The organism is Rhizobium sp. TAL182 (assembly GCF_002117725.1).
Lineage (GTDB): Bacteria > Pseudomonadota > Alphaproteobacteria > Rhizobiales > Rhizobiaceae > Rhizobium > Rhizobium esperanzae.
The window spans coordinates 3,537,765-3,559,016 of the sequence record NZ_CP021024.1; the positions used below are offsets into that span (position 1 = coordinate 3,537,765).

19 protein-coding genes and 1 pseudogene are annotated in these 21,252 nt (G+C 60.5%); 14 read left to right on the forward strand and 6 right to left on the reverse strand.

The features are described from left to right. Window positions 1-72: 72 nt before the first annotated feature. Together Tal182_RS17845 and Tal182_RS17850 are read right to left on the reverse strand one after the other, a co-directional pair. Window positions 73-630 (reverse strand): RNA polymerase sigma factor, encoded by a 558-nt coding sequence (locus Tal182_RS17845; protein ID WP_011426507.1) that lies wholly within the window; start codon window positions 628-630, stop codon window positions 73-75. Window positions 631-639: 9 nt separating this feature from the next. Beyond that, window positions 640-846, reverse strand: coding sequence for a NepR family anti-sigma factor (locus tag Tal182_RS17850; RefSeq protein ID WP_064804471.1), 207 nt, complete (start codon window positions 844-846; stop codon window positions 640-642). 249 nt (window positions 847-1,095) lie between these two features. Between Tal182_RS17850 and Tal182_RS17855 the strand changes: the two genes are divergently transcribed. From Tal182_RS17855 to treZ, 5 genes are all read left to right on the forward strand, one after another. Further along, window positions 1,096-1,890 (forward strand): response regulator, encoded by a 795-nt coding sequence (locus tag Tal182_RS17855; protein ID WP_064804473.1) that lies wholly within the window; start codon window positions 1,096-1,098, stop codon window positions 1,888-1,890. A 193-nt stretch (window positions 1,891-2,083) separates the two neighbouring features. Beyond that, window positions 2,084-3,079, forward strand: coding sequence for a sensor histidine kinase (locus tag Tal182_RS17860; RefSeq protein WP_170965849.1), 996 nt, complete (start codon window positions 2,084-2,086; stop codon window positions 3,077-3,079). A 396-nt stretch (window positions 3,080-3,475) separates the two neighbouring features. After that, the gene (locus Tal182_RS17865; RefSeq protein WP_085860280.1) at window positions 3,476-4,837 is read left to right on the forward strand and encodes an NAD(P)-dependent oxidoreductase; all 1,362 of its coding nucleotides are present in this window, start codon (window positions 3,476-3,478) and stop codon (window positions 4,835-4,837) included. A gap of 15 nt (window positions 4,838-4,852) precedes the next feature. Further along, on the forward strand, window positions 4,853-6,166 hold the full coding sequence (gene preA, locus Tal182_RS17870; protein ID WP_085860281.1) for an NAD-dependent dihydropyrimidine dehydrogenase subunit PreA: 1,314 nt from the start codon (window positions 4,853-4,855) through the stop codon (window positions 6,164-6,166). A gap of 159 nt (window positions 6,167-6,325) precedes the next feature. Next, window positions 6,326-8,311 carry a malto-oligosyltrehalose trehalohydrolase gene (treZ, locus tag Tal182_RS17875; protein ID WP_085860282.1) on the forward strand — a complete coding sequence of 662 codons (1,986 nt, stop codon included), beginning with the start codon at window positions 6,326-6,328 and terminating at the stop codon, window positions 8,309-8,311. A 69-nt stretch (window positions 8,312-8,380) separates the two neighbouring features. Here treZ and Tal182_RS17880 read toward each other — a convergent pair whose 3' ends face one another. Continuing rightward, on the reverse strand, window positions 8,381-8,815 hold the full coding sequence (locus Tal182_RS17880; protein ID WP_085860283.1) for a DUF6766 family protein: 435 nt from the start codon (window positions 8,813-8,815) through the stop codon (window positions 8,381-8,383). 701 nt (window positions 8,816-9,516) lie between these two features. Here Tal182_RS17880 and Tal182_RS17895 point away from each other — a divergent pair. Beyond that, a complete protein-coding gene (locus Tal182_RS17895) occupies window positions 9,517-11,196 on the forward strand; it encodes an alpha-glucosidase (RefSeq protein ID WP_064804482.1) in 1,680 nt (559 codons plus the stop codon). A 91-nt stretch (window positions 11,197-11,287) separates the two neighbouring features. On the opposite strand, the gene ftrA is transcribed toward Tal182_RS17895, so the two are convergent. Beyond that, window positions 11,288-12,286 (reverse strand): transcriptional regulator FtrA, encoded by a 999-nt coding sequence (gene ftrA / locus Tal182_RS17900; RefSeq protein ID WP_085860284.1) that lies wholly within the window; start codon window positions 12,284-12,286, stop codon window positions 11,288-11,290. A gap of 69 nt (window positions 12,287-12,355) precedes the next feature. Between ftrA and Tal182_RS17905 the strand changes: the two genes are divergently transcribed. Next, a complete protein-coding gene (locus Tal182_RS17905; protein ID WP_064804484.1) occupies window positions 12,356-12,766 on the forward strand; it encodes a rhodanese-like domain-containing protein in 411 nt (136 codons plus the stop codon). Between the two features lie 256 nt (window positions 12,767-13,022). Continuing rightward, window positions 13,023-13,196 (forward strand): annotated as a pseudogene (locus tag Tal182_RS33205) (biliverdin-producing heme oxygenase); the annotation flags it as partial. Window positions 13,197-13,271: 75 nt separating this feature from the next. Here Tal182_RS33205 and Tal182_RS17915 read toward each other — a convergent pair. Then, window positions 13,272-13,916: a TetR family transcriptional regulator C-terminal domain-containing protein gene (locus tag Tal182_RS17915; RefSeq protein WP_085860285.1), complete on the reverse strand. Its 645-nt coding sequence runs from the start codon at window positions 13,914-13,916 to the stop codon at window positions 13,272-13,274. 299 nt (window positions 13,917-14,215) lie between these two features. Here Tal182_RS17915 and Tal182_RS17920 point away from each other — a divergent pair, with 299 nt between their 5' ends. Genes Tal182_RS17920 through hydA form a run of 3 tightly spaced genes read left to right on the forward strand, consistent with a single transcriptional unit; the run spans window position 14,216 to window position 17,564 of the window. Beyond that, window positions 14,216-15,469, forward strand: a complete 1,254-nt coding sequence (locus Tal182_RS17920) for a Zn-dependent hydrolase (RefSeq protein ID WP_085860286.1) — start codon at window positions 14,216-14,218, stop codon at window positions 15,467-15,469. Continuing rightward, entirely contained in the window at window positions 15,469-16,074 is a 606-nt protein-coding gene (locus Tal182_RS17925; protein WP_085860287.1) for a hypothetical protein, read from the forward strand. The genes Tal182_RS17920 and Tal182_RS17925 overlap by 1 nt, the downstream gene beginning before the upstream one ends. Window positions 16,075-16,109: 35 nt before the next feature. After that, window positions 16,110-17,564, forward strand: a complete 1,455-nt coding sequence (gene hydA, locus Tal182_RS17930; RefSeq protein WP_085860288.1) for a dihydropyrimidinase — start codon at window positions 16,110-16,112, stop codon at window positions 17,562-17,564. A gap of 58 nt (window positions 17,565-17,622) precedes the next feature. Here the strand turns inward: hydA and Tal182_RS17935 are convergent, their stop codons facing one another. Continuing rightward, a complete protein-coding gene (locus Tal182_RS17935; protein WP_085860289.1) occupies window positions 17,623-18,036 on the reverse strand; it encodes a cupin domain-containing protein in 414 nt (137 codons plus the stop codon). Window positions 18,037-18,130: 94 nt separating this feature from the next. On the opposite strand from Tal182_RS17935, the gene Tal182_RS17940 reads away from it, so the two are divergent. The 3 genes from Tal182_RS17940 to Tal182_RS17955 all read left to right on the forward strand — a co-directional run bounded on the left by Tal182_RS17940 (window position 18,131) and on the right by Tal182_RS17955 (window position 21,204). Next, complete coding sequence (locus Tal182_RS17940) at window positions 18,131-18,916, forward strand: ABC transporter ATP-binding protein (protein WP_085860290.1); 786 nt, start codon at window positions 18,131-18,133, stop codon at window positions 18,914-18,916. Window positions 18,917-19,150: 234 nt separating this feature from the next. Continuing rightward, window positions 19,151-20,080: an ABC transporter permease gene (locus Tal182_RS17950; protein WP_085860292.1), complete on the forward strand. Its 930-nt coding sequence runs from the start codon at window positions 19,151-19,153 to the stop codon at window positions 20,078-20,080. Continuing rightward, entirely contained in the window at window positions 20,077-21,204 is a 1,128-nt protein-coding gene (locus tag Tal182_RS17955; protein WP_085860293.1) for an ABC transporter permease, read from the forward strand. Before Tal182_RS17950 ends, Tal182_RS17955 begins: the two co-directional genes overlap by 4 nt. Window positions 21,205-21,252 lie beyond the last annotated feature (48 nt).

A 21,252-nucleotide genomic window follows, 5' to 3' on the forward strand; every position in this document is an offset into this window, starting at 1 on the left:
AATGCGCCCATTCCCCCGGCCCCACCGAGGCAGAAGCCGGCGCTCCGAGCAGATCGGCTCCACGTACACCTCTCAGAACGCAAAGGCCTTCGACGTCAACGGCGCCGAGGTCGCATCCGGGCCGAAATCGGCCTCGCCTGAAATTTGCAGCAGTTCCTGCAGGCGCTGCCGCGCGCGGTTAACGCGGCTTTTGATGGTGCCGACAGCGCAGCCGCAGATTTCGGCCGCCTCTTCGTACGAAAATCCCGAGGCGCCGACGAGGATGATCGCCTCGCGCTGGTCCGGCGGCAACTGATCGAGCGCCTTCTTGAAATCCTGCAGATCGAGCGCGCCATACTGCGAGGGATGCATGGCCATCGATTCCGTGAACAGCCCGTCGCTGTCCTGCACCTCGCGACCGCTCTTGCGCATCTGGCTGTAGAGTTCGTTGCGCAGGATTGTGAAGAGCCAGGCCTTCATATTGGTGCCCATCTCGAAATGGTCCTGCTTTGCCCAGGCCTTCATGATGGTGTCCTGGACGAGATCGTCGGCGCGATCGTGCCGTCCGATCAGCGAAATGGCAAAAGCGCGAAGGCTAGGGAGGGCCGCCAGCAATTCCCGCTTGAAGCTGGGTTGCAGTTTCTCTTCCATGCGACGATCCTATTCGGCGATCTTGGCAGAAGCCATCATTTCAGCATGGTCGAGCTTTTCGAGAAGATCGAGAAAACGATCGGGGATCGCCTCTTCCTGTGCCGCGGCATAGAGCGACCGCAGCTTGACGCCGATCTGATTGTTCGGGTCCAGAATATCGCTTGCGCGCAGCTCCAGCTTCCGCTGATCCGCCGCCTCTTTATTGCGTGTAGTCATCAACTCGTCTTCTCACCGTTAGCCGTTCGAGAGGCGTGCAAATCACGAAGTCCACCACCGACACCGACCGTTCCACTATCGATGTCGCTGGTATTTGCCGCAGCATGGGTCAAAATGCTACGCCCTTTCTTTTGTCGGGTGGAATAATGCGGCGCGACAAAAAAAGTTCCTGCCGTTCCGGAACTTTTTTACCAAGGCAGCGTTAACCGCCCATTGAACCTACGACCGGCCTGCATACGGGAGCCCTTGATGACACTTTCTACTCGAATTGCGCCGCACCTTCCTTATCTGCGTCGCTATTCCCGCGCCCTTACCGGCACCCAGACTTCAGGTGACGCTTACGTCGCCGCCGTTCTCGAAGCAATTATAGCCGACCTGTCTATCTTCCCGGATACGCCAAATGACCGGGTCGCGCTTTACAAACTGTTCACGCAACTGTTTGGTTCCACTGCGATCCAGATTCCAGAGCCGACCTCGCCTTATGCATGGGAACAGCGCGCCACGCTCAACCTGTCCAAGGTATCGCCGGGCGCCCGTCAGGCCTTCCTACTCGCCTCGGTTGAGAATTTCCGCGTTGCAGAAATTGCGGAAATTCTCGAACTCGACGAACAGGATGTCATGAAGTTGCTCGACAAGGCCTCGCAGGAAATCTCCCGTCAGGTCGCAACCGACATCATGATTATCGAGGATGAACCGCTGATCGCCATGGATATAGAGCAGATGGTCGAAAGCCTCGGCCATCGCGTCACCGGCATTGCCCGCACGCATGCCGAAGCCGTCGCGCTCTACAACAAGACGAAGCCGAGCATGGTGCTCGCCGACATCCAGCTTGCCGACGGCAGTTCCGGCATAGACGCGGTCAACGACATCCTAAAGACGTCGAGCGTACCGGTGATCTTCATCACCGCATTCCCGGAACGGCTTTTGACGGGCGAACGCCCCGAACCCACTTTCCTTGTCACCAAACCGTTCAATCCCGACATGGTCAAAGCCCTGATCAGTCAAGCGCTTTTCTTCAATGAATCGACCAAGGTAGCCGCCTGAGACGCAATTTTCCGGTTCTCGGAACCAAACCGCCGAGACAGGCGTTCCGGTGCTACCGGGGCGCCCCGATGACTTTAACGGTTTTTGCAGCGCTTTATTCTAGAGTTGGCAGGCGGTTTCTGGCGGGGCGTTCCGTTCAGCGACGCTCCGAGATGTCACAGGGAAAGGCGGCCGAGTGAATACGACTGAACCATTGTCGGGCACGCCTTTCACCTTCGAAGGCAAAGCCGCAATGATGGAGCGGGCGCTCGGCAGCGCAGGGATTTCGATCCTCTGCCAGGACGCCCGGCTTTCAATCTTCTACGCCGAAAATCTGCCGCCGCATTTCGCAGCGCTTTTTATGCCCGGCGGCAGTGATGCCACTCTTTTCGGTGACGTCCACGGGCAATATCTGACGGTACTGAAACGCAAGGTGCTGGAGACTGGCATTCCCAACAATGCCGAGGTCGAGATCGATGTCGACGGCGAAATGCGCACATATGAATTGAAGATCCAGCGCACGGGCGACCGCGGCACGCTTGGACTTCTGTCCGTAATGACGGAGGTCACTGAAAGCCGGCATCGTGAAAAAGTGCTGAAATCGCTGCTGCGTGAGCTCTCGCACCGTTCGAAGAACCTCCTCGCCATCATTCAGGGCATTGCGACGCAAACAGCGCGCAACACGCTCTCGCTCGACAGCTTCCTCCTCAAGTTCCGCGGCAGGCTGCAATCGCTTTCCAATTCCCAGGACCTCGTCACGGATTCGAGCTGGCGGGGCGCCTATCTCTTCGAGCTCGCCGAAAAACAGTTCGCTCCCTACTGGCCGGAGACATCAGGCTCCATGCCGATCTACGGCATCAATGCCCATCTGACGCCGAATGCCGCCGTGCATCTCGGCCTCGCCCTGCACGAGCTCATTGTCAACTCCGCTTCCTACGGGGCAATATCAGGCGGTGCCGCCTCGATCACGTTGAACTGCCGCGAATCGATGATCAACGACAGAAAGGCGATCGAGATCGCCTGGGCCGAAGTGCTGCAGGACCAGTCGGAAGTCCATGAGTTCAGCGACAACAGCTTCGGCCGCACCGTGCTGGAGCGTGTCGTTCCCTCGTCTGTCAACGGCAAAGCGGAGTTGAGCCTTGTGCCCGGCCGCATCGAATATCGTCTGACTATTCCGGAAACCGAATTCGAAATCTTCAAGCGTGTGTGAAGCCCGACACCGCCGATAACGAAAAACAGCCGGTGCGAGGGCGGCGCACCGGCTGTCTTCACTCACCGGGAGGGGACCGTGAGTACGTCCGGATAGTGGGTTGGGGGCGCGCATGTTGGGTCGATGCGATCACCATCCGGATACCGCAATAACGAAGACGTCCAAGTTTGGTTCCCTGCGATCCTAAAAAAATTCCAGTTTTTTGAATCTTTTTTCGGAGGCGCTTTCTGGGCCGAACGCGCAAATATTTCGCGGACCCAAGGCGAGTCACGCGAAAACAGTGACTTGCGCGGACACTCGAAAGAGCGGTCCGTCAAAATTTTACCGTTTGATAAATTTTTAAACCTGAGTTACGCTTTCCCTCACAGGCCGTTTACCAATAATGAGGGAACTTCAATGGAACGACTGGAAACTGGGATTCATGCCGGCCGGCTTTCGCCCGCCGAGTATGAAGCTAATTTTTCCGATCTTCATCCGCGCCTCGACAATCACGAGGCGCTGGTCGCCGCCGATCGCTGCTATTTCTGTTATGACGCGCCGTGCATGACGGCCTGTCCGACATCGATCGACATTCCGCTGTTCATCCGGCAGATTTCGACCGGCAATCCGCTCGGCTCGGCGAAGACGATTTTCGACCAGAACATTCTCGGCGGCATGTGCGCCCGCGTCTGTCCTACCGAAGAGCTGTGCGAACAGGCCTGCGTGCGCAACACGGCCGAGGAACGGCCCGTCGAAATCGGCCGCCTGCAGCGTTATGCGACCGATGCCGCCATGCAGGTCGGCAAGCAGTTCTATGTCCGAGCCGAGGCGAGCGGCAAAAGGATCGCCGTCATCGGCGCCGGCCCGGCAGGTCTTGCTGCCGCCCATCGTCTCGCCGTGAAGGGTCATTCCGTCACGATTTACGACGGCAGGGAAAAATCCGGCGGCCTCAACGAATACGGCATCGCCACCTATAAGACGGTGGACGATTTCGCCCAGCAGGAAGTCGATTACATCATCTCGGTCGGCGGCATCGACGTCCGCCACGGCGCCCTCCTTGGCCGCGATTTCTCGCTCGCCGATCTGCAGTCGCAATATGACGCCGTCTTTCTCGGTATCGGTCTTGCCGGCGTCAATGCGCTGCGTATCGAGGGCGAAAATCTAACCGGCGTCGACGACGCCGTCGATTTCATCGCAGCGCTCCGCCAGGCTGAACACAAAAGCGAAATCGCGATCGGCCGCCGCGTCGTCGTGCTCGGCGGCGGCATGACGGCGATCGACGCTGCCGTGCAGGCAAAGCTGCTCGGCGCCGAGGAAGTGACGATCTGCTACCGCCGCGGCAAGGAGCATATGAACGCCTCCGAATTCGAGCAGGATCTCGCAAGCTCCAAGGGCGTCATCATCCGCCACTGGCTGGCGCCGAAATCGATCCTCGCTCAGGACGGCAAGGTCGCCGCGATCGAAGTTGAGTACACCAAGCTTGTCGACGGCCGCCTCGTCGGCACCGGCGAAACCGGCGTCATCGCCGCCGACCAGATCTTCAAGGCGATCGGCCAGACCTTTGATGCCGCGGGCCTTGGTTCGCTGCGCATGGAGTCCGGCCGCATCGCGGTCGACGTCGAAGGCCGCACCTCGCTCGACGGCGTCTGGGCCGGCGGCGACTGCGTCTTCGGCGGCAAGGACCTCACGGTTTCCGCCGTCGCCCATGGCCGCGACGCGGCTGAATCCATCCATCGCGCCCTCTCCGCAACAGCCGCTCCGGCTGTCGCGGTTGCTTGAAGGGGAGAATGAACAATGGCTGATCTCCGCAACAACTTCGTCGGCATCAAATCCCCGAACCCATTCTGGCTGGCGTCCGCGCCACCGACCGATAAGGCCTATAACGTCGAGCGCGCCTTCAAGGCCGGCTGGGGCGGCGTGGTCTGGAAGACGCTCGGCGAGGAAGGCCCGCCCGTCGTCAATGTCAACGGTCCGCGCTACGGCGCGATCTTCGGCGCCGACCGCCGCCTGCTGGGCCTCAACAATATCGAGCTCATCACCGACCGTGACCTCTACACCAACCTGCGCGAAATGAAGCAGGTGAAGATGAACTGGCCGGATCGGGCGCTGATCGCCTCGATCATGGTGCCCTGCGAGGAACAGGCCTGGAAGTCGATCCTGCCTCTCGTCGAAGAGACCGGCGCCGACGGCATCGAACTCAATTTCGGCTGTCCGCACGGCATGTCGGAGCGCGGCATGGGCTCCGCCGTCGGCCAGGTCCCGGAATATATCGAAATGGTGGTTCGCTGGTGCAAGCAGTACACCCGCATGCCCGTCATCACCAAGCTGACGCCCAACATCACCGACATCCGCCGCCCTGCCCGCGCCGCCAAGGCCGGCGGCACCGATGCCGTCTCGCTGATCAACACGATCAACTCGATCGTGTCGGTCGATCTCGACAACTTCGCCCCCAACCCGACGGTCGGCGGCAAGGGCAGCCATGGCGGCTATTGCGGCCCGGCGGTCAAGCCGATCGCTCTCAACATGGTCGCCGAGATCGCTCGTGATCCCGAGACCTACGGCCTGCCGATCTCCGGTATCGGCGGCATCACTACCTGGCGGGACGCAGCCGAATTCCTCGTTCTCGGCGCCGGCAACGTCCAGGTCTGCACGGCGGCGATGACCTATGGCTTCAAGATCGTGCAGGAGATGATAACGGGGCTCTCCGACTGGATGGACGAAAAGGGCCATCGCAGCCTCGACGACATAACCGGCCGCGCCGTCTCCAACGTAACCGACTGGCAGTATCTGAACCTGAACTACGTCGCCAAGGCGAAGATCGACCAGGACGCTTGCATCAAATGCGGCCGCTGCCACATCGCCTGCGAGGACACCTCGCACCAGGCGATCACCAACGTCGTCAATGGCCTGCGCCATTTCGAGGTGATCGAAGAGGAATGCGTCGGCTGCAATCTCTGCGTCAACGTCTGCCCGGTCGAGAACTGCATCACCATGGAGCCGCTTGCCGCCGGCATCATCGACAAGCGCACCGGCCGCGTCGTCGATCCGAACTATGCCAACTGGACGACCCATCCAAACAATCCGATGGCCCGCCAAGCGGCGGAGTGACGGCTTCGCAACGCCGCGGACAAACTCGCTCTGCGGCGTTGCGTTGTACCACAAATGCGGACTTCAGGCGTGATGGGCGGCCGGAAAGGTGGCGAAAGGCGATTCCGGGAACATCATGAGGCTGCCGAAGTTAGCGCAGGCGATCTCCACGAGAGAGCCATGCACGACCACTCAAGCGAAAAGTCGAAACCGGTGCCCCCCAGTTCGAACCGACGCCTCCCGATCGGAGCGGAGGTTGATGCCGGCGGCGTTTCGTTCCGACTATGGGCCCCTGCCAGAGAGCGCTGTTTCCTCGTCATCGAGGAAAATTCCGAATACGAGATGACGGCGGAGGACGGCGGCTACTTCTGCCTCTATCTGCCCGGCCTGGCTGCAGGGACGCGATACCGGTTTCACTTTGGAGACGCAGGTGATCTTCTTGCCGATCCCGCCTCGCGTTTTCAGCCGCATGGTCCATCGGGGCCGTCAGTTGTCGTCGATCCGGCGCGGTATCAGTGGAATGATCAAGATTGGCGAGGAATCCGCGCCTTCGGAGCTGCTCTCTATGAGATGCACATCGGCACCTTCACAAGGGAGGGCACCTTTGCGGCAGCCCGGGAGAAGCTGGCAAAACTTCGGTCGATTGGCATCAACTGCCTCGAAGTAATGCCGATCAACGAGTTTGAAGGCGAGTTCGGCTGGGGTTATGACGGCACGTTGCTCTATGCTCCGACCCGGCTCTATGGACCACCGGATGATGTGCGCGCCTTCGTCGACGAAGCCCACCGGATCGGCATCGGGGTGGTCCTCGACGTCGTCTACAATCACTTCGGTAAAGGCGAACGTTTTTGCGAATTCACGCCAGACTATTTTACCGAGCGTTACTCGAACGAGTGGGGCAAGTCGATCAACTTCGATGGTCCGAACAGCCGTGGCGTTCGCGAATATGTCGCAAAGAACGCGGCTTATTGGATCGACGAATTTCACTTTGATGGATTGCGCATCGATGCAACGCAGGCCTTGTTCGACACAAACCGCGAACACATCGTCACGGTCATCGCCAGGGAAGCTCGCGCAGCAGCGAGAAAGCGTCAAATCTATCTCGTCAGCGAAAATGAGCCGCAACAAACCAATATGGTGCGGCCAACTGAGGTGGGAGGACACGGGCTGGACGCCCTGTGGAATGAGGATTTCCACCGCTCCGCGACAGTGGCGCTGACTGGCCGCAATGAAGCCTATTATCATGATCATCGCGGTACGGCTCAGGAGTTCGTTTCCGCCGCCAAATATGGCTGCCTGTTTCAGGGACAAAGATATGATTGGCAGGACAAACCACGGGGCACTGCGGGGCTCGATCTCAAGCCGTGGAATTTCGTACACTTTCTCCAAAATCACGATCAGGTCGCCAACTCCGGCACAGGAGCCAGGATCGGCCACATAACATCGCCGGCTCGCCTTCGAGCCCTGACGGCGCTCCAGCTGCTGGGGCCGCAGACGCCCATGCTCTTTCAGGGGCAGGAGTTTGGTTCCTCTTCTCCGTTCTATTATTTCGCCGATCACAACGGAGAAATCGCCGACATCGTACTGCAGGGACGGCGCGATTTTATCAGTCAATTCCCGAACCTGCGGGATGAACAACTCATCAGACATATGGCAGATCCATGTGCCCGCGCGACGTTCGACAAGGTGAAGCTTGATTGGGCCGAATGGGAGAGGAACGCAGCAGTCGTTCGGCTTCATCGCGACCTCCTGAATTTGCGTCAGACAGATAAGGCATTTTCCCGCCAAGCCTGCGCCCGTGACGGCCAATTGGACGGCAGTATCTTGTCCAGCACCGCCTTTCTCCTCAGGTTCTTCGCGGAAAAACCGTCTGAGGAGAGACTATTGCTGATCAACTTCGGCAATGATCTCGTGATCGACAGTCTGGCGGATCCGCTTTTTGCTTCCCCACAAGGTCATCAATGGCGTCTCTCGTGGTCAAGTGAAGATCCCTCATATGGTGGCAGTGGACGCCGGCCCTATGATTTCCAGAAGCGTTGGATATTGAACGGCGATATCGCTCTGGTTCTCGCACCCGCAAAAGTCGGAAACCGGCAAAACGCCTCAGGAGTACCCATGAAGGGCTGGCAAGCCGGCATTTCGCGGGCCGAAGACTCCGGCCTCTGACTCAGAAAACCGCGCCGCATAGCCGTCCCTGAAGCGGCGCCTATCGGCAGCTCCGCTTCATGGGCCAGCTCAGGTGGCGCCGCCGATCCTCTCGGGCCCCCTGCGCGTTTCCAGGTCGTGGGCGTATGGTCCCGCATGTCCACCGGTTCTCATGAAGTGCTTATCAATTTCGGCGATGATCGCTTCAGCGTTCTCTCCGGCATTTAATCGGATCAGAGCGTCCAGTTTCGCTTCCGCGCGGTCATCGTTTTCCTTCGAAGACGGAGATCCGATGTAGAGAAAGTAGGCAAGACCGACGACCTGCCAGAGCAATTGCAGGAATTCGGACTGCCAATTTTCAAAGGTGTCTCTGCCCATCTCCATGAGGTAGGCATTGAGATCAGGGGCTTGACCGTGGCTCTGCTGCTCGCCGACAAAAGCAAACCAACCAAATAACCAGTGGCCGGTGAGCGAAAATAGAAAGAAGCCGACGGTGATCCAGGCGTAGGCGTATTTCTCGAACATGATACCTCCTTTGGACAGGCAACTGGTGCGGCGAGTGCGAGATCAGCTGCATTTGAAGTCCCCATCAGTCGATCCCTGGCCTGCCCTTCAAGTTCCCCCGGATTGAGAGATCGGGTGCAGCAGCCGTCGCGCCGGCCCTGAAAGCGGGCAGCACCTCACGTCCGTAGATTTCGATGAATTCGCTGCGAATTTCTTGACATCGATGCTGTAGATCCCCGCCTCCTCATACCAGCTACTGCTTCGGTTCGGCACCGCGACGGCCTCCCGTTAATCTCTGTTGCACACCTTCTAGAGCTTTTCCGGGTTAGCTTGAAGCATTCTGCCGGAGCAGGGTTTCGTCAGGGCAGAGGCGATTGGCGATGGGCATACCTCCAGGTACGTCCGAGCCGATCGCCTCTGATCCTGGCGGAAACATGCCCGGCCCTTCGGGTTGGCTGAAACGGGCCGGCTGATCGACCGGCCGGCTTGGCCGTAGAGCTGGGCTACGACGCGCGCCGGCCGGTCGACCATCCGACTCCGTTTGAGCCAACAGAATGCTTCAATCTAACCCGGAAAAGCTCTAACGGTTCCGGAAGGAGGGGGTTCCTTGAGTTGCGCCAGCTCCACCGAGGCGACGGGAAGCCGGATGAAGTCCGGCTCGGTGGAACCCGCAGGCATCACCGGTGTTCTCCCAAGATCCCAAACAAGTAGGAAAGCTTCCAATGGATCAGTCCACGACACCGCTGGGAGGTCCCGTGCGATCACCTCTCCAACCGAAATGGTGGCATACGGCAACTGTCTACCAGGTCTATCCGCGCAGCTTCTGCGATTGCAACGGAGATGGCATAGGCGATATTCCGGGCATCACCTCCAAGCTCGATTATGTGAAGAAACTCGGGATCGACATCATCTGGCTGTCGCCGATCTACAAGTCGCCGATGGACGACAACGGTTACGACATATCGGACTATCGGGACATCGCCCCCGAGTTCGGCACGCTCGCAGATTTCGACCAGTTGGTGGCCGAGGCGAAAGACCGAGGGATCGGCATCATGCTCGACCTCGTCGTCAACCATACGTCCGACGAGCATCCATGGTTTCTTCAATCCCGTCAGGGGCCGGACAACGCGTTTCGCGACTTCTACATCTGGCGCAAGCCCGCCCCGGACGGAGGACCGCCGAACAGGTTAAAATCCTCCTTCGGCGGGCCGGCCTGGACGCTCGATCCCGCCACAGGCGAATATTACCTGCACATGTTTTCCCGCCGCCAGCCGGACCTCAATTGGGAGAACGAGAAGGTCCGGGCGGAAATCTATGACATGATGAACTGGTGGCTCGAGCGCGGCATTGCCGGCTTCCGCATGGATGTCATCGACTACATCGGTAAGCAAGCGGACCGGGAGCTCGTCAAGGACGGGCCGCATCTCCACGATTATCTGCAGGAGATGAATGCCAAGACCTTCGGCAACCGCGATATCCTGACGGTCGGCGAAGCCTGGAGCGCCACACCCGGCGCAGCGCTGCTCTATTCCGGGCGTGAACGCCGGGAACTGTCGATGATCTTCCAGTTCGAGCACGTCACCCAGCAATGGGACGCGGTTTATGGGAAATGGCGCCCGAAGCCGTTCGACCTCGTGAATCTCAAGACCGTGCTCAGCAAGTGGCAGCTTGCTTTATCCGAAGATGGGTGGAATTCGCTCTTCTGGGGCAATCACGATTTGCCGCGCGCGGTCTCGCGCTACGGCAATGTCAGCGGCTATCACGTCGAGTCGGCGAAGATGCTGGCGACGGTGTTGCACCTCCTGAAAGGCACGCCTTTCGTCTATCAGGGCGAGGAGATCGGCATGACGAACGTCCCCTTCACCTCCATCGAACAGTATCGCGATATCGAAACCATCAACATGCACAGGCTGCACGTGGAGGCCGGCCTTTCACCGGAGGAATTCATCCGCGGAGCAAACGAGAACGGCCGCGATAACGCCCGCACGCCGATGCAATGGAGTGCAGCTCCCCATGGCGGCTTTTCCACAGGCGTGCCCTGGATCGAGGTCAACCCCAACTATTCTAAGGTCAACGCCGAAGCCGCCATCAAGGACGAAAAGTCGATCTGGAACCACTATCGCAAGCTGATCGCTCTGCGGAAATCCCACCCTGTCATCATCTATGGCGAGTACAGATCCTGGCTCGACCAACACCCCGATGTCTTCGTTTATACCCGCACGCTCGACAGGAGCTGGATCATCGTGGTCGCCAACTTCACACCCAGGGACATTTCGCTGAGTTTGCCGACGGAGCTCGCCATCAACGGAGAATGCCTCATCTGCAATTACGAACCGGTGCACATGATCGGCGAAACTGTTGAGCTCAAGCCGTACGAAACCTTCGCGATAGAATGTAAGTGAAGCTCTCAGGCCGGCGTGGCTTTCCCAACCGACGGCTTTCGGCAATCTCGAACTCGTTGAAAAGTTGCACCCTACGTCGGTACGACGCGTTTCAGCCGCCGAATGACTTCCGATAGGCATTCGGGCTCGTGCCCAGCCGCTTGCGGAAGTGGTGGCGCATCGTCGCCAGCGTGCCGAAGCCGCTTGATATCGCGATGTCGTCGAGCGATACGGCAAGCTCTCTTTCGAGAAGGTCGCGCGCATGGCGCAGCCGCTCCTTCAGCAGCCATTGGCCGACACTGAGACCTGTCGTCGTTTCGAAGCGGCGCTGGAAAGTGCGTATGCTCATGCCGGCCCTTTTGGCGAGCAGGCTGATCGGCTGCTCCTCGGCAAGGCTTGCGCGCATCCAGTCGATCAGCGGGCTGAGGCGTATGCCCTCACGTTCCTCCGGAACCGGCGCGCCGATGAACTGCGCCTGCCCGCCTTCGCGGTGCGGCGGCACGATGAGGCGGCGGGCGACGCTGTTTGCCGCCTCCGAGCCGAAATCGCCGCGCACCACATGCAGGCAGAGATCGATGCCGGCGGCGCTGCCGGCCGCTGTGAGCAGGCTGCCCTCATCGATGTAGAGTACATCCGCGTCGAGCGTGATGTCCGGATAACGCGCCGCGATCGAGGCGACATAGCGCCAATGCGTTGTCGCCCTGCGGCTGGCAAGCAGTCCGGAGCCTGCGAGAACCGCAATTCCGGAACAGAGCGACATGATGCGCGCGCCGCGCTGATGCGCTGCCTTGAGAGCGGCGGCAAGCGGTTCCGGCACAGGCGCATCGATCGACCGCCAGCCGGGCACGACGATCAGGTCCGCCGCATCGAGCACTTCCAGCCCCTTATCGACCGCGACCGTCAATCCGCCGGCGGCGCGAAGCGGCCCCGGCTCGATGCCGCAGACGGTGAAGCGATACCACCTCTCGCCCATCTCGGGACGCGGCAGGCCGAAGACCTCGTAGGCTATCCCGAATTCGAACGTGCAGAGCCCGTCATAAGCAAGCACCGCGACCAGCGGTCCGTTCATGTTCGGAGATATGTTTGGCATGATCTTTACGCTGTCAGTCATGATGGCCAATTTCACCAAGCTCTAGCATCGGCGATACCAGGCGGCAATCCAGCACGAAAGGAAAGACCGATGCCAAGCGCCGTCTCCGAAATTCCCGCCGCAGAACCCGAAATCGCTGCCGCCCATTACGCCGCCAAGCTCGCCTTCGAGACCGATTGTTCGGATGTCCGCGCCGCTTTCGCAGCTGGAAAGGCCGATTTCGTTCTTCTCGATGTGCGCTCGCCGGTGCTGTTTGCGCAGTCCCATGTGCCGGGCGCGATCAACCTGCCGCACGGCAAGATGACCGCGCATCGCATGTCGGAATGGGCAAGGGATATGCTCTTTGTCGTCTATTGCGCCGGCCCGCATTGCAACGGCGCCGACAAGGCGGCCTTTCGCCTTGCCAAGCTCGGCCTCAGAGCCAAGCTGATGATCGGCGGCATGACCGGCTGGGCCGATGAGGGTTTCGCCTTCGAAACCGAAACCATCGCTGCCGAATAACAGAAGGCTCCCCTCCACGGTGCGGAGGGAGCCTCATCTCTCAAAACTCAATGACGATCTTGCCGAAGGGGCCTCGATAGAGATGATCGAGCGCCTGCCGCGGAACCTCCGGCGATCATGAGCTGAAAAAGGCATCCTCAGGAAATCAAGCTGAATGCGAATCCCATGTTTTCTCTGAAAATGCCGAGATGCTGCAATATATCGCTAGTTCGTCGCTCTCACATTTGCGGCATCATCTGCCATCACTCAGAACACTGTGTCGCTTCGAAGCATGCTCCGCGCAGAAACAGCAGATTGCCACGCCGAAGTCGATCAGCTCTTCGGCATTTTCGACCTCTCCAGCAGAGAGCAGTACAGGACATTCCTGCGCGCGCACGCCCGCATCATACCGGCAGTCGAAAATGCGCTCGAGGAAGCCGGCGCCGGTATTGCAGAAGCCCTATACGACCGAAGGCATCATAGATCTCCTTGCCCGGGTGCCGCTTCCCAAGAGAGGGCAGAACAGTTAGCCACCCTCCGGCCGCAGCCCGCTAATAAAAAGTTGCTCCAGAAACCGCGCAGCATCCTCGAAGCGCCCTTCGCCGGCATGCTCCTGCCCCAGCACCGCGCGCACCTGGACGTCGAAGTCGGCATAATGCTGCGTCGTCGACCAGATCGAGAAGATCAGGTGGTAGGGGTCGCATTCGACGATCTTGCCTGATTTCGTCCAGGCGCGGATGACCTCCGCCTTCTCGTCGACCAGTTGCTTCAGCGGCCCCTTCAATTCGTCCTCGATATGCGGTGCGCCCTGCAGCACCTCATTGGCGAACAGCCGGCTCTCGCGCGGAAAATCGCGCGCCATCTCCAGCTTGCGCCTGATGTAGCTGCGGATTTCTTCTTCCGGATTGCCCTCGGCGTCGAAGGCCCGCAGCGGCTCCAGCCAGGTATAGAGGACCCGGTCGATCAGCGCCCGGTGCATCGCTTCCTTGGTGCGGAAATAATAAAGCAGATTGGGTTTCGACATGCCCGCGACTTCGGCGATCTGGTCGATGGTCGAACCGCGAAAGCCGCGTGCCGAAAACACGTCGAGCGCCGCCTCCAGAATCTGCTCTTCCTTCTCCTCCTGGATTCGCGTTCGCCTCAGGGTCTTCGCTGCTCTCGGAATAGCCATCGGCTATTGTTTCCCCTTGATATTCAACTTCTTCCCTCAAGTTTCGGCAGAGGCGGCCCCTGCCGCTTTCTTGAGCAACTGCCCGCATTTTTATCGGCAAATTTTGTGATTTTCGTCTTGAGCCCCGCGGTGGAAGTTGTAATGTTTACCAATCGGTCAAATATCCGCCAGATGAAAAACAAAGGCAACTGGCGATTTTCCGGCGCTCGACAAAACCAACAACAGGCGCGGGAAAGGACCATGGGAACAGGTGGGCATGCCCCTTGCATGACTGCCGCAAACAGGTGAGGGCTTGAAGAATGGTGGCAGCACCAGGCGAGAACATGCGCGTCAATGGCGACCGTCTCTGGGACAGTCTCATGGACATGGCGAAAATCGGCCCCGGCGTTGCCGGCGGCAACAATCGCCAGACGCTGACGGATTCGGATGCCGAAGGCCGCAGCCTCTTCAAGACATGGTGCGACGAAGCCGGCCTGACGATGGGCGTCGACCAAATGGGCACGATGTTCGCCACCCGCCCCGGCACCGATCCCGATGCCCTGCCGGTCTATGTCGGCTCGCATCTCGACACCCAGCCGACCGGCGGCAAATATGACGGCGTGCTTGGCGTGCTCTCGGCGCTTGAAGTCGTGCGCACCATGAACGACCTCGGCATCAAGACCAAGCATCCGATCGTCGTCACCAACTGGACGAACGAGGAAGGCGCGCGTTTTGCACCGGCCATGCTCGCTTCAGGCGTCTTCGCCGGCGTGCACAGCCTTGACTTCGCCTATAACCGCAGGGATCCCGAGGGTAATCTCTTCGGCGACGAACTGAAGCGCATCGGCTGGGTCGGCGACGAAGAGGTCGGCGCCCGCAAGATGCACGCCTATTTCGAATATCATATCGAGCAGGGTCCGATCCTCGAAGCCGAAGACAAGCAGATCGGCGTCGTCACCCACTGTCAGGGCCTGTGGTGGCTGGAATTCACGCTGACCGGCAAGGAAGCCCATACCGGCTCGACGCCGATGAACATGCGCGTCAATGCCGGCCTTGCCATGTCACGCATCCTGGAAATGGTGCAGACCGTCGCGATGGGCGAACAGCCGGGCGCCGTCGGCGGCGTCGGCCAGGTGTTCTTCTCGCCGAATTCCCGCAACGTGCTACCGGGCAAGGTCGTCTTCACCGTCGACATCCGCTCGCCCGATAAGGTCAAGCTCGACCGCATGCGGGCGAAGATCGAGGCCGAAGCCCCTGGCATCTGCGATGCGCTGGGCGTCGGCTGTTCCATCGAGGCGATCGGCCATTTCGCACCGGTCACCTTCGACGAAAAACTCGTCACCTCCGTCCGCTCCGCCGCCGAACGGCTCGGCTACACCCACATGAACCTCATCTCCGGCGCCGGCCACGACGCCTGCTGGGCCGCCAAGGTCGCGCCTGCCACCATGGTCATGTGTCCCTGTGTCGGCGGGCTCAGCCACAACGAGGCGGAAGAGATTTCCAAGGAATGGGCGACGGCGGGTGCCGATGTGCTGTTCCATGCGGTGGTCGAGACGGCGGAGATCGTGGCGTGATGGCGTCCGATTTGCCAACGACCTATCTCGATTATGCTGATGCTTTTAAGTTCTATAACCAGCGGACTGCCGACGACTTCGCATGGGCCACCGCCAATGTGACTCCGGTGAGCGAAGGACCATGGGGTGACGTCCCTAGCGTGCAGATCTTCTGTATTGGCATCAATGCAGCAGGCGAGCGGATCAGGCTTTCGCAAATATCGAGCTTTTGGCGATATAAACCTTCTGGTGTTCAACTGGCCAATTCAGATGACCGCGAGTCAGATGCGCCCCACCAAACCTACTCTCTCTATGGACCTGGGTCCGGCGTTGTTCGAATCGAACTCGGCCCCTCCGAGCCCGGCATACTGATCGAACGTCCCAAGGGCAGCCAGCCCATCCAGTCGACCGGGCTGATCGATGGCAAGGATTTCTACTTTCGCGAAAGCGATGGTTTTTGGTCATTGTCAGTCGGCGGCGCTGATGTCGTTGACCAACCCGACTGGTACTATGAGGAAGAGCATGACGCGCGCGATGAATTGAGCGAGCAGGCCGTCTACAGCTTTATCGCCCAGGGTGCGGCGCTCCTGCGAAGTGGCGCGCCCACGATGGCAGCCGAGCAATAACAGCAACAAGATCGCAGGGAAGAGGAACAGCAGCCATGACCACAGTCATCAAGAACGGCACCATCGTCACCGCCGACCTCACCTACAAGGCGGACGTCAAGATCGACGGCGGCAAGATCGTCGAAATCGGTCCGAACCTCTCAGGCGAGGAGGCCCTCGATGCCTCCGGCTGTTACGTCATGCCCGGCGGCATCGACCCGCACACCCATCTCGAAATGCCCTTCATGGGCACCTATTCCTCCGACGATTTCGAGAGCGGCACGCGCGCGGCGCTTTCCGGCGGCACGACCATGGTGGTCGACTTCGCCCTTCCCGCCCCCGGCCAGTCGCTGCTCGAAGCGCTGACCATGTGGGACAACAAGTCGACGCGGGCCAATTGCGACTATTCCTTCCACATGGCGGTCACCTGGTGGAGCGAGCAGGTCTTCAAGGAGATGGAGACCATCGTTCGCGACAAGGGCATCAACACCTTCAAGCATTTCATGGCCTACAAAGGCGCGCTGATGGTCGACGATGACGAGATGTTCGCGTCGTTCCAGCGCTGCGCCGAACTCGGCGCGCTGCCGCTGGTGCATGCCGAAAACGGCGACGTCGTCGCCTCGATGTCGGCAAAGCTGCTCGCCGAAGGCAATAACGGCCCCGAGGCGCATGCCTATTCCCGACCCGCCGAAGTCGAGGGCGAAGCCACCAACCGCGCCATCATGATCGCCGACATGGCCGGTTGCCCTGTCTATATCGTCCATACCTCCTGCGAACAGGCGCATGAGGCGATCCGTCGGGCGCGCGCCAAGGGCATGCGCGTCTATGGCGAACCGCTGATCCAGCACCTGACGCTCGACGAGAGCGAATATTCCAATCCCGACTGGGATCATGCCGCCCGCCGCGTCATGTCGCCGCCCTTCCGCAGCAAGCAACATCAGGACTCGCTCTGGGCCGGACTTGCCTCCGGTTCGCTGCAGGTGGTTGCGACCGATCACTGCGCCTTCACTACCGCGCAAAAACGATTCGGCGTCGGTGACTTTACCAAGATCCCGAACGGCACCGGCGGCCTGGAAGATCGCATGCCGATGCTCTGGACACACGGTGTCAACACCGGCAGGCTGACGATGAACGAATTCGTCGCCGTTACCTCGACCAACATCGCCAAGATCCTCAACATCTATCCGAAGAAGGGCGCGATCCTCGTCGGCGCCGATGCCGATATCGTCGTCTGGGACCCGAACCGTTCGAAGGTCATCTCATCCAAGAGCCAGCAATCGGCGATCGACTACAACGTCTTCGAAGGCAAAGAAGTGACTGGCCTGCCGCGCTTCACGGTGACGCGCGGCGTGGTGGCGATCGAGGAAAGCACGATCAAGACCCGCGAGGGCCACGGCGAGTTCGTCAGGCGCGAACCGGTCACAGCCGTCAGCAAGGCGCTGTCCACCTGGAAGGAGATCACCTCTCCGCGCAAGGTGGAACGCGCGGGCATCCCGGCAACCGGCGTATGACGATGGCGCATAACGATACGGCCATCAACCGGGGAACGGCGTCTCCATGCGGATGACCTCACGCCGGCACCAGCGCGTCCAAATCAGGCAGAAGCACGACGCTTTCCTGCTCGTGCGGATCGGTGCGGGCGATCACCGCCGTGCAGGGGGTGCCGCTGAGGTTCGCCGGCATATGCGGCACGCCGGCCGGGATGTAGAAGAGCTCGCCGGCATGGGTGATGACGTGATGCTCCAGCCGCTCGCCGTACCAGGTATGGGCCTCGCCGGAGAGCACGTAGATCGCCGTCTCATGCGCCTCGTGCAGGTGCGCCTTGGCACGCACGCCGGGCGGTATCGTCAGGAGGTGCATGCAGATGCCGCTGGCGCCGACGGTCTCGGCCGCTATCCCTTCAAAATAGTTGAGCCCCTGTTTGCCGCCATAGGCGTGCCTGGGGCGAACGATGTGGCAGGTGGGTTTTGATGTCGCGTCCATTTTCTTCCTCCAAGAATTGTGCCGCCGGCAAAGCCGGCAGCGATGGTAACATGCAAACCGCCTTCCGGCGGGGAAAACAAGATCGGTCGCATTGATGCAAGCACCCTCCGTCGTGTCCGCCAAGGACCTCTGTCTCACCTACCAGGCGAATGACGGCCCGGTGCGGGCGCTGAGCAATGTCAATCTCGACGTCCGCAAGGGCGATTTCGTCTCTTTCATCGGCCCCTCCGGCTGCGGCAAGACCACTTTCCTCCGCGTCATCGCCGATCTCGAGAAGAGCACATCAGGCGAGATCTCGATCAACGGCATGACGCCGGCAGAGGCCCGCAAGGCCCGCGCCTACGGCTATGTCTTCCAGGCGCCGGCGCTCTACCCCTGGCGCACCATCGAAAACAATATCGCTCTGCCCTTGGAGATCATGGGTTATGGCGGCGCTGATCGGACGAGGCGCATCGCCGAGGCGCTCGACCTCGTCGGTCTTTCCGGCTTCGAAAAGAAATTCCCCTGGCAGCTCTCCGGTGGCATGCAGCAACGGGCCTCGATCGCCCGCGCGCTCGCCTTCGACGCCGACCTGCTATTGATGGACGAACCCTTCGGCGCGCTCGACGAGATCGTCCGCGACCATCTGAACGAAGAACTGCTGAAACTCTGGGCCCGCACCAACAAGACGATCTGCTTCGTCACCCACTCCATCCCCGAGGCTGTCTACCTCTCGACCAAGATCGTGGTGATGTCGCCGCGCCCCGGCCGCGTCACCGACGTGATCGACTCCACCTTGCCGGCCGAGCGCCCGCTCGACATCCGCGACACCCCCGAATTCCTGGAAATCGCCCACCGCGTCCGCGAGGGGCTGAGGACGGGGCATAGCCATGAGGTTTAGGCGGTTGACTCCGAGGGTTACCCCCCTCTGCCCTGCCGGGCATCTCCCCCACAAGGGGGGAGATCGATATGCCGAACCGGCTTCCCCAAACAATCAAAGCCCCCTAATCCAGCGTCGGAGAACGGGGGACCGATGCGCTATCCGCTTGCCAATCTCCCCCCTTGTGGGGGAGATGCCCGGCAGGGCAGAGGGGGGTGGCTACGCATTCGATGCCCCAAAATGGGGGCAGACCCTATGAAACCCGATACCCTCAAAAACAAGATCGTCCCCGTCACCACCATCCTGGTCGCCCTCATCGCCATCTGGTATGTCGCCGCCATCCTCATGAACGCGCCGTTCCAGCGTGACATGGACAGCCGCGCCGGCGTCACGCCGACCACGATGGAATTCATCGGCAAGACGCTGGCGCAGCCGAAGCCGATCCTGCCGGCGCCGCATCAGGTGGCGCAGAACGTCTACGAGAATACCGTGCTGCGCAGCCTTTCGAGCAATCGCAGCCTCGTCTATCACAGCTGGGTGACGCTCTCCTCCACCCTGCTCGGTTTCGGATTCGGTATGCTGCTCGGCATCCTTCTTGCGGTGCTGATCGTTCACAATCGCGCTATGGACCGATCGTTGATGCCCTGGCTTGTGGCGAGCCAGACCATTCCGATCCTTGCCATCGCGCCGATGATCGTCATCATCTCCTATAATGTGCTGACCGGCGACAATGCGCTGGCCCACCTCCTCAACCTCGATTCCGACGCGTCCCGTCTGGTCTCCAAGGCGCTGATCTCCACCTACCTCTCCTTCTTCCCTGTTGCCGTCGGCATGGTGAAGGGGTTGCGGTCGCCCGAGATCATGCATCTCGATCTGATGCGCACCTATTATGCGAGCCCAATGCAGACTTTCTGGAAATTGCGTGTCCCTGCCTCGATCCCCTTCGTCTTCACCTCGATGAAGGTCGCGATTGCCGCAAGCCTGGTCGGCGCTATCGTCGGCGAGCTGCCGACCGGGGCCACCGCCGGCATCGGTTCGAAGCTGCTTGCCGGCTCCTATTACAGCCAGACTATCGATATCTGGGCGGCCTTGGTCGCCGGATCGCTGCTGGCGGGTATCCTGGTTGCAATCGTCGGCCTTGCCGCCAAGATCGTCGAGCGCGCGATGGGCGGGAGGCCGGCATGAGACACCTGACCTTCTCCTGGCAGGGCGTGACCGCCCTCCTCCTCTGCCTTGCAGCGCTGATCACCCTGCCGCTGCTGGCCGAGGGGGCGGCACGGCCCTTCACGGACGGTACGGCGAGCCTCGTCTTCATCATCGTCGCCGCCGCCGCACTGCTGTCCTTCGCGCCACAGCCGCTGGCCTACCGCGCCACCGTGCTGTTCATCGGCGCCCATGGCGCCGCCTGGATGCTGCTGTCCACCCTCTCCGGCAACGAGGGCATGGCGACGCGGGCTTTCTTCCTGCTGCTCTTCGCTTGCTGGCTGCTGGCTTGGCGATGTGTCACCGAGCTATCGAAACAGCAGCCCGTCACCGCCTTCGGCAAATCGGCGCTGCAACTGCTGATCCCGGCAATTTTCGGCGCCTGGATCCTCATCCTCTGGGAGACGGCAACGCGCGGCGCCGGCATTCCCTTCATCATCCTGCCGCCACCGAGCGCCATCGGCGCCCGTATCATGGCTTCCCTGCCGATCCTCGGCGACGACGTCAGACAGACCATCTTCAAGGCGGTATTGATCGGCTATATCATCGGCTGCCTTAGCGGCTTCATCGTCGCGGTGCTGGCCGATCGCGTCGCCTTCCTGCGCCGCGGCCTGCTGCCGATCGGCAATATGGTCTCAGCCCTGCCGATCATCGGCATCGCCCCCGTCATGGTCATGTGGTTCGGCTTCGACTGGCCGTCGAAGGCCGCAGTCGTCATCATCATGACCTTCTTCCCGATGCTGGTGAACACCGTCGCCGGCCTTGCCGCCTCCGGCAGCATGGAACGCGACCTGATGCGCACCTATGCATCGAGCGACTGGCAGACGCTGCTGAAGCTCAAGCTTCCGGCGGCCATGCCCTTCATTTTCAACGCACTGAAGATCAACTCGACGCTGGCGCTGATTGGTGCCATCGTTGCCGAATTCTTCGGGACGCCGATCGTCGGCATGGGCTTTCGCATCTCCACCGAGATCGGCCGCATGAATGTCGACATGGTTTGGGCGGAAATCGCCGTTGCGGCGCTGGCCGGCTCGATTTTCTATGGCATCATCGCCCTGACGGAACGGGCGGTGACATTCTGGCATCCGTCTATCCGTGGTGGCTAGGCGCGCACGGGCCTCGCAAATGGGGTTCGGGCATAACTTCAGAGGGTA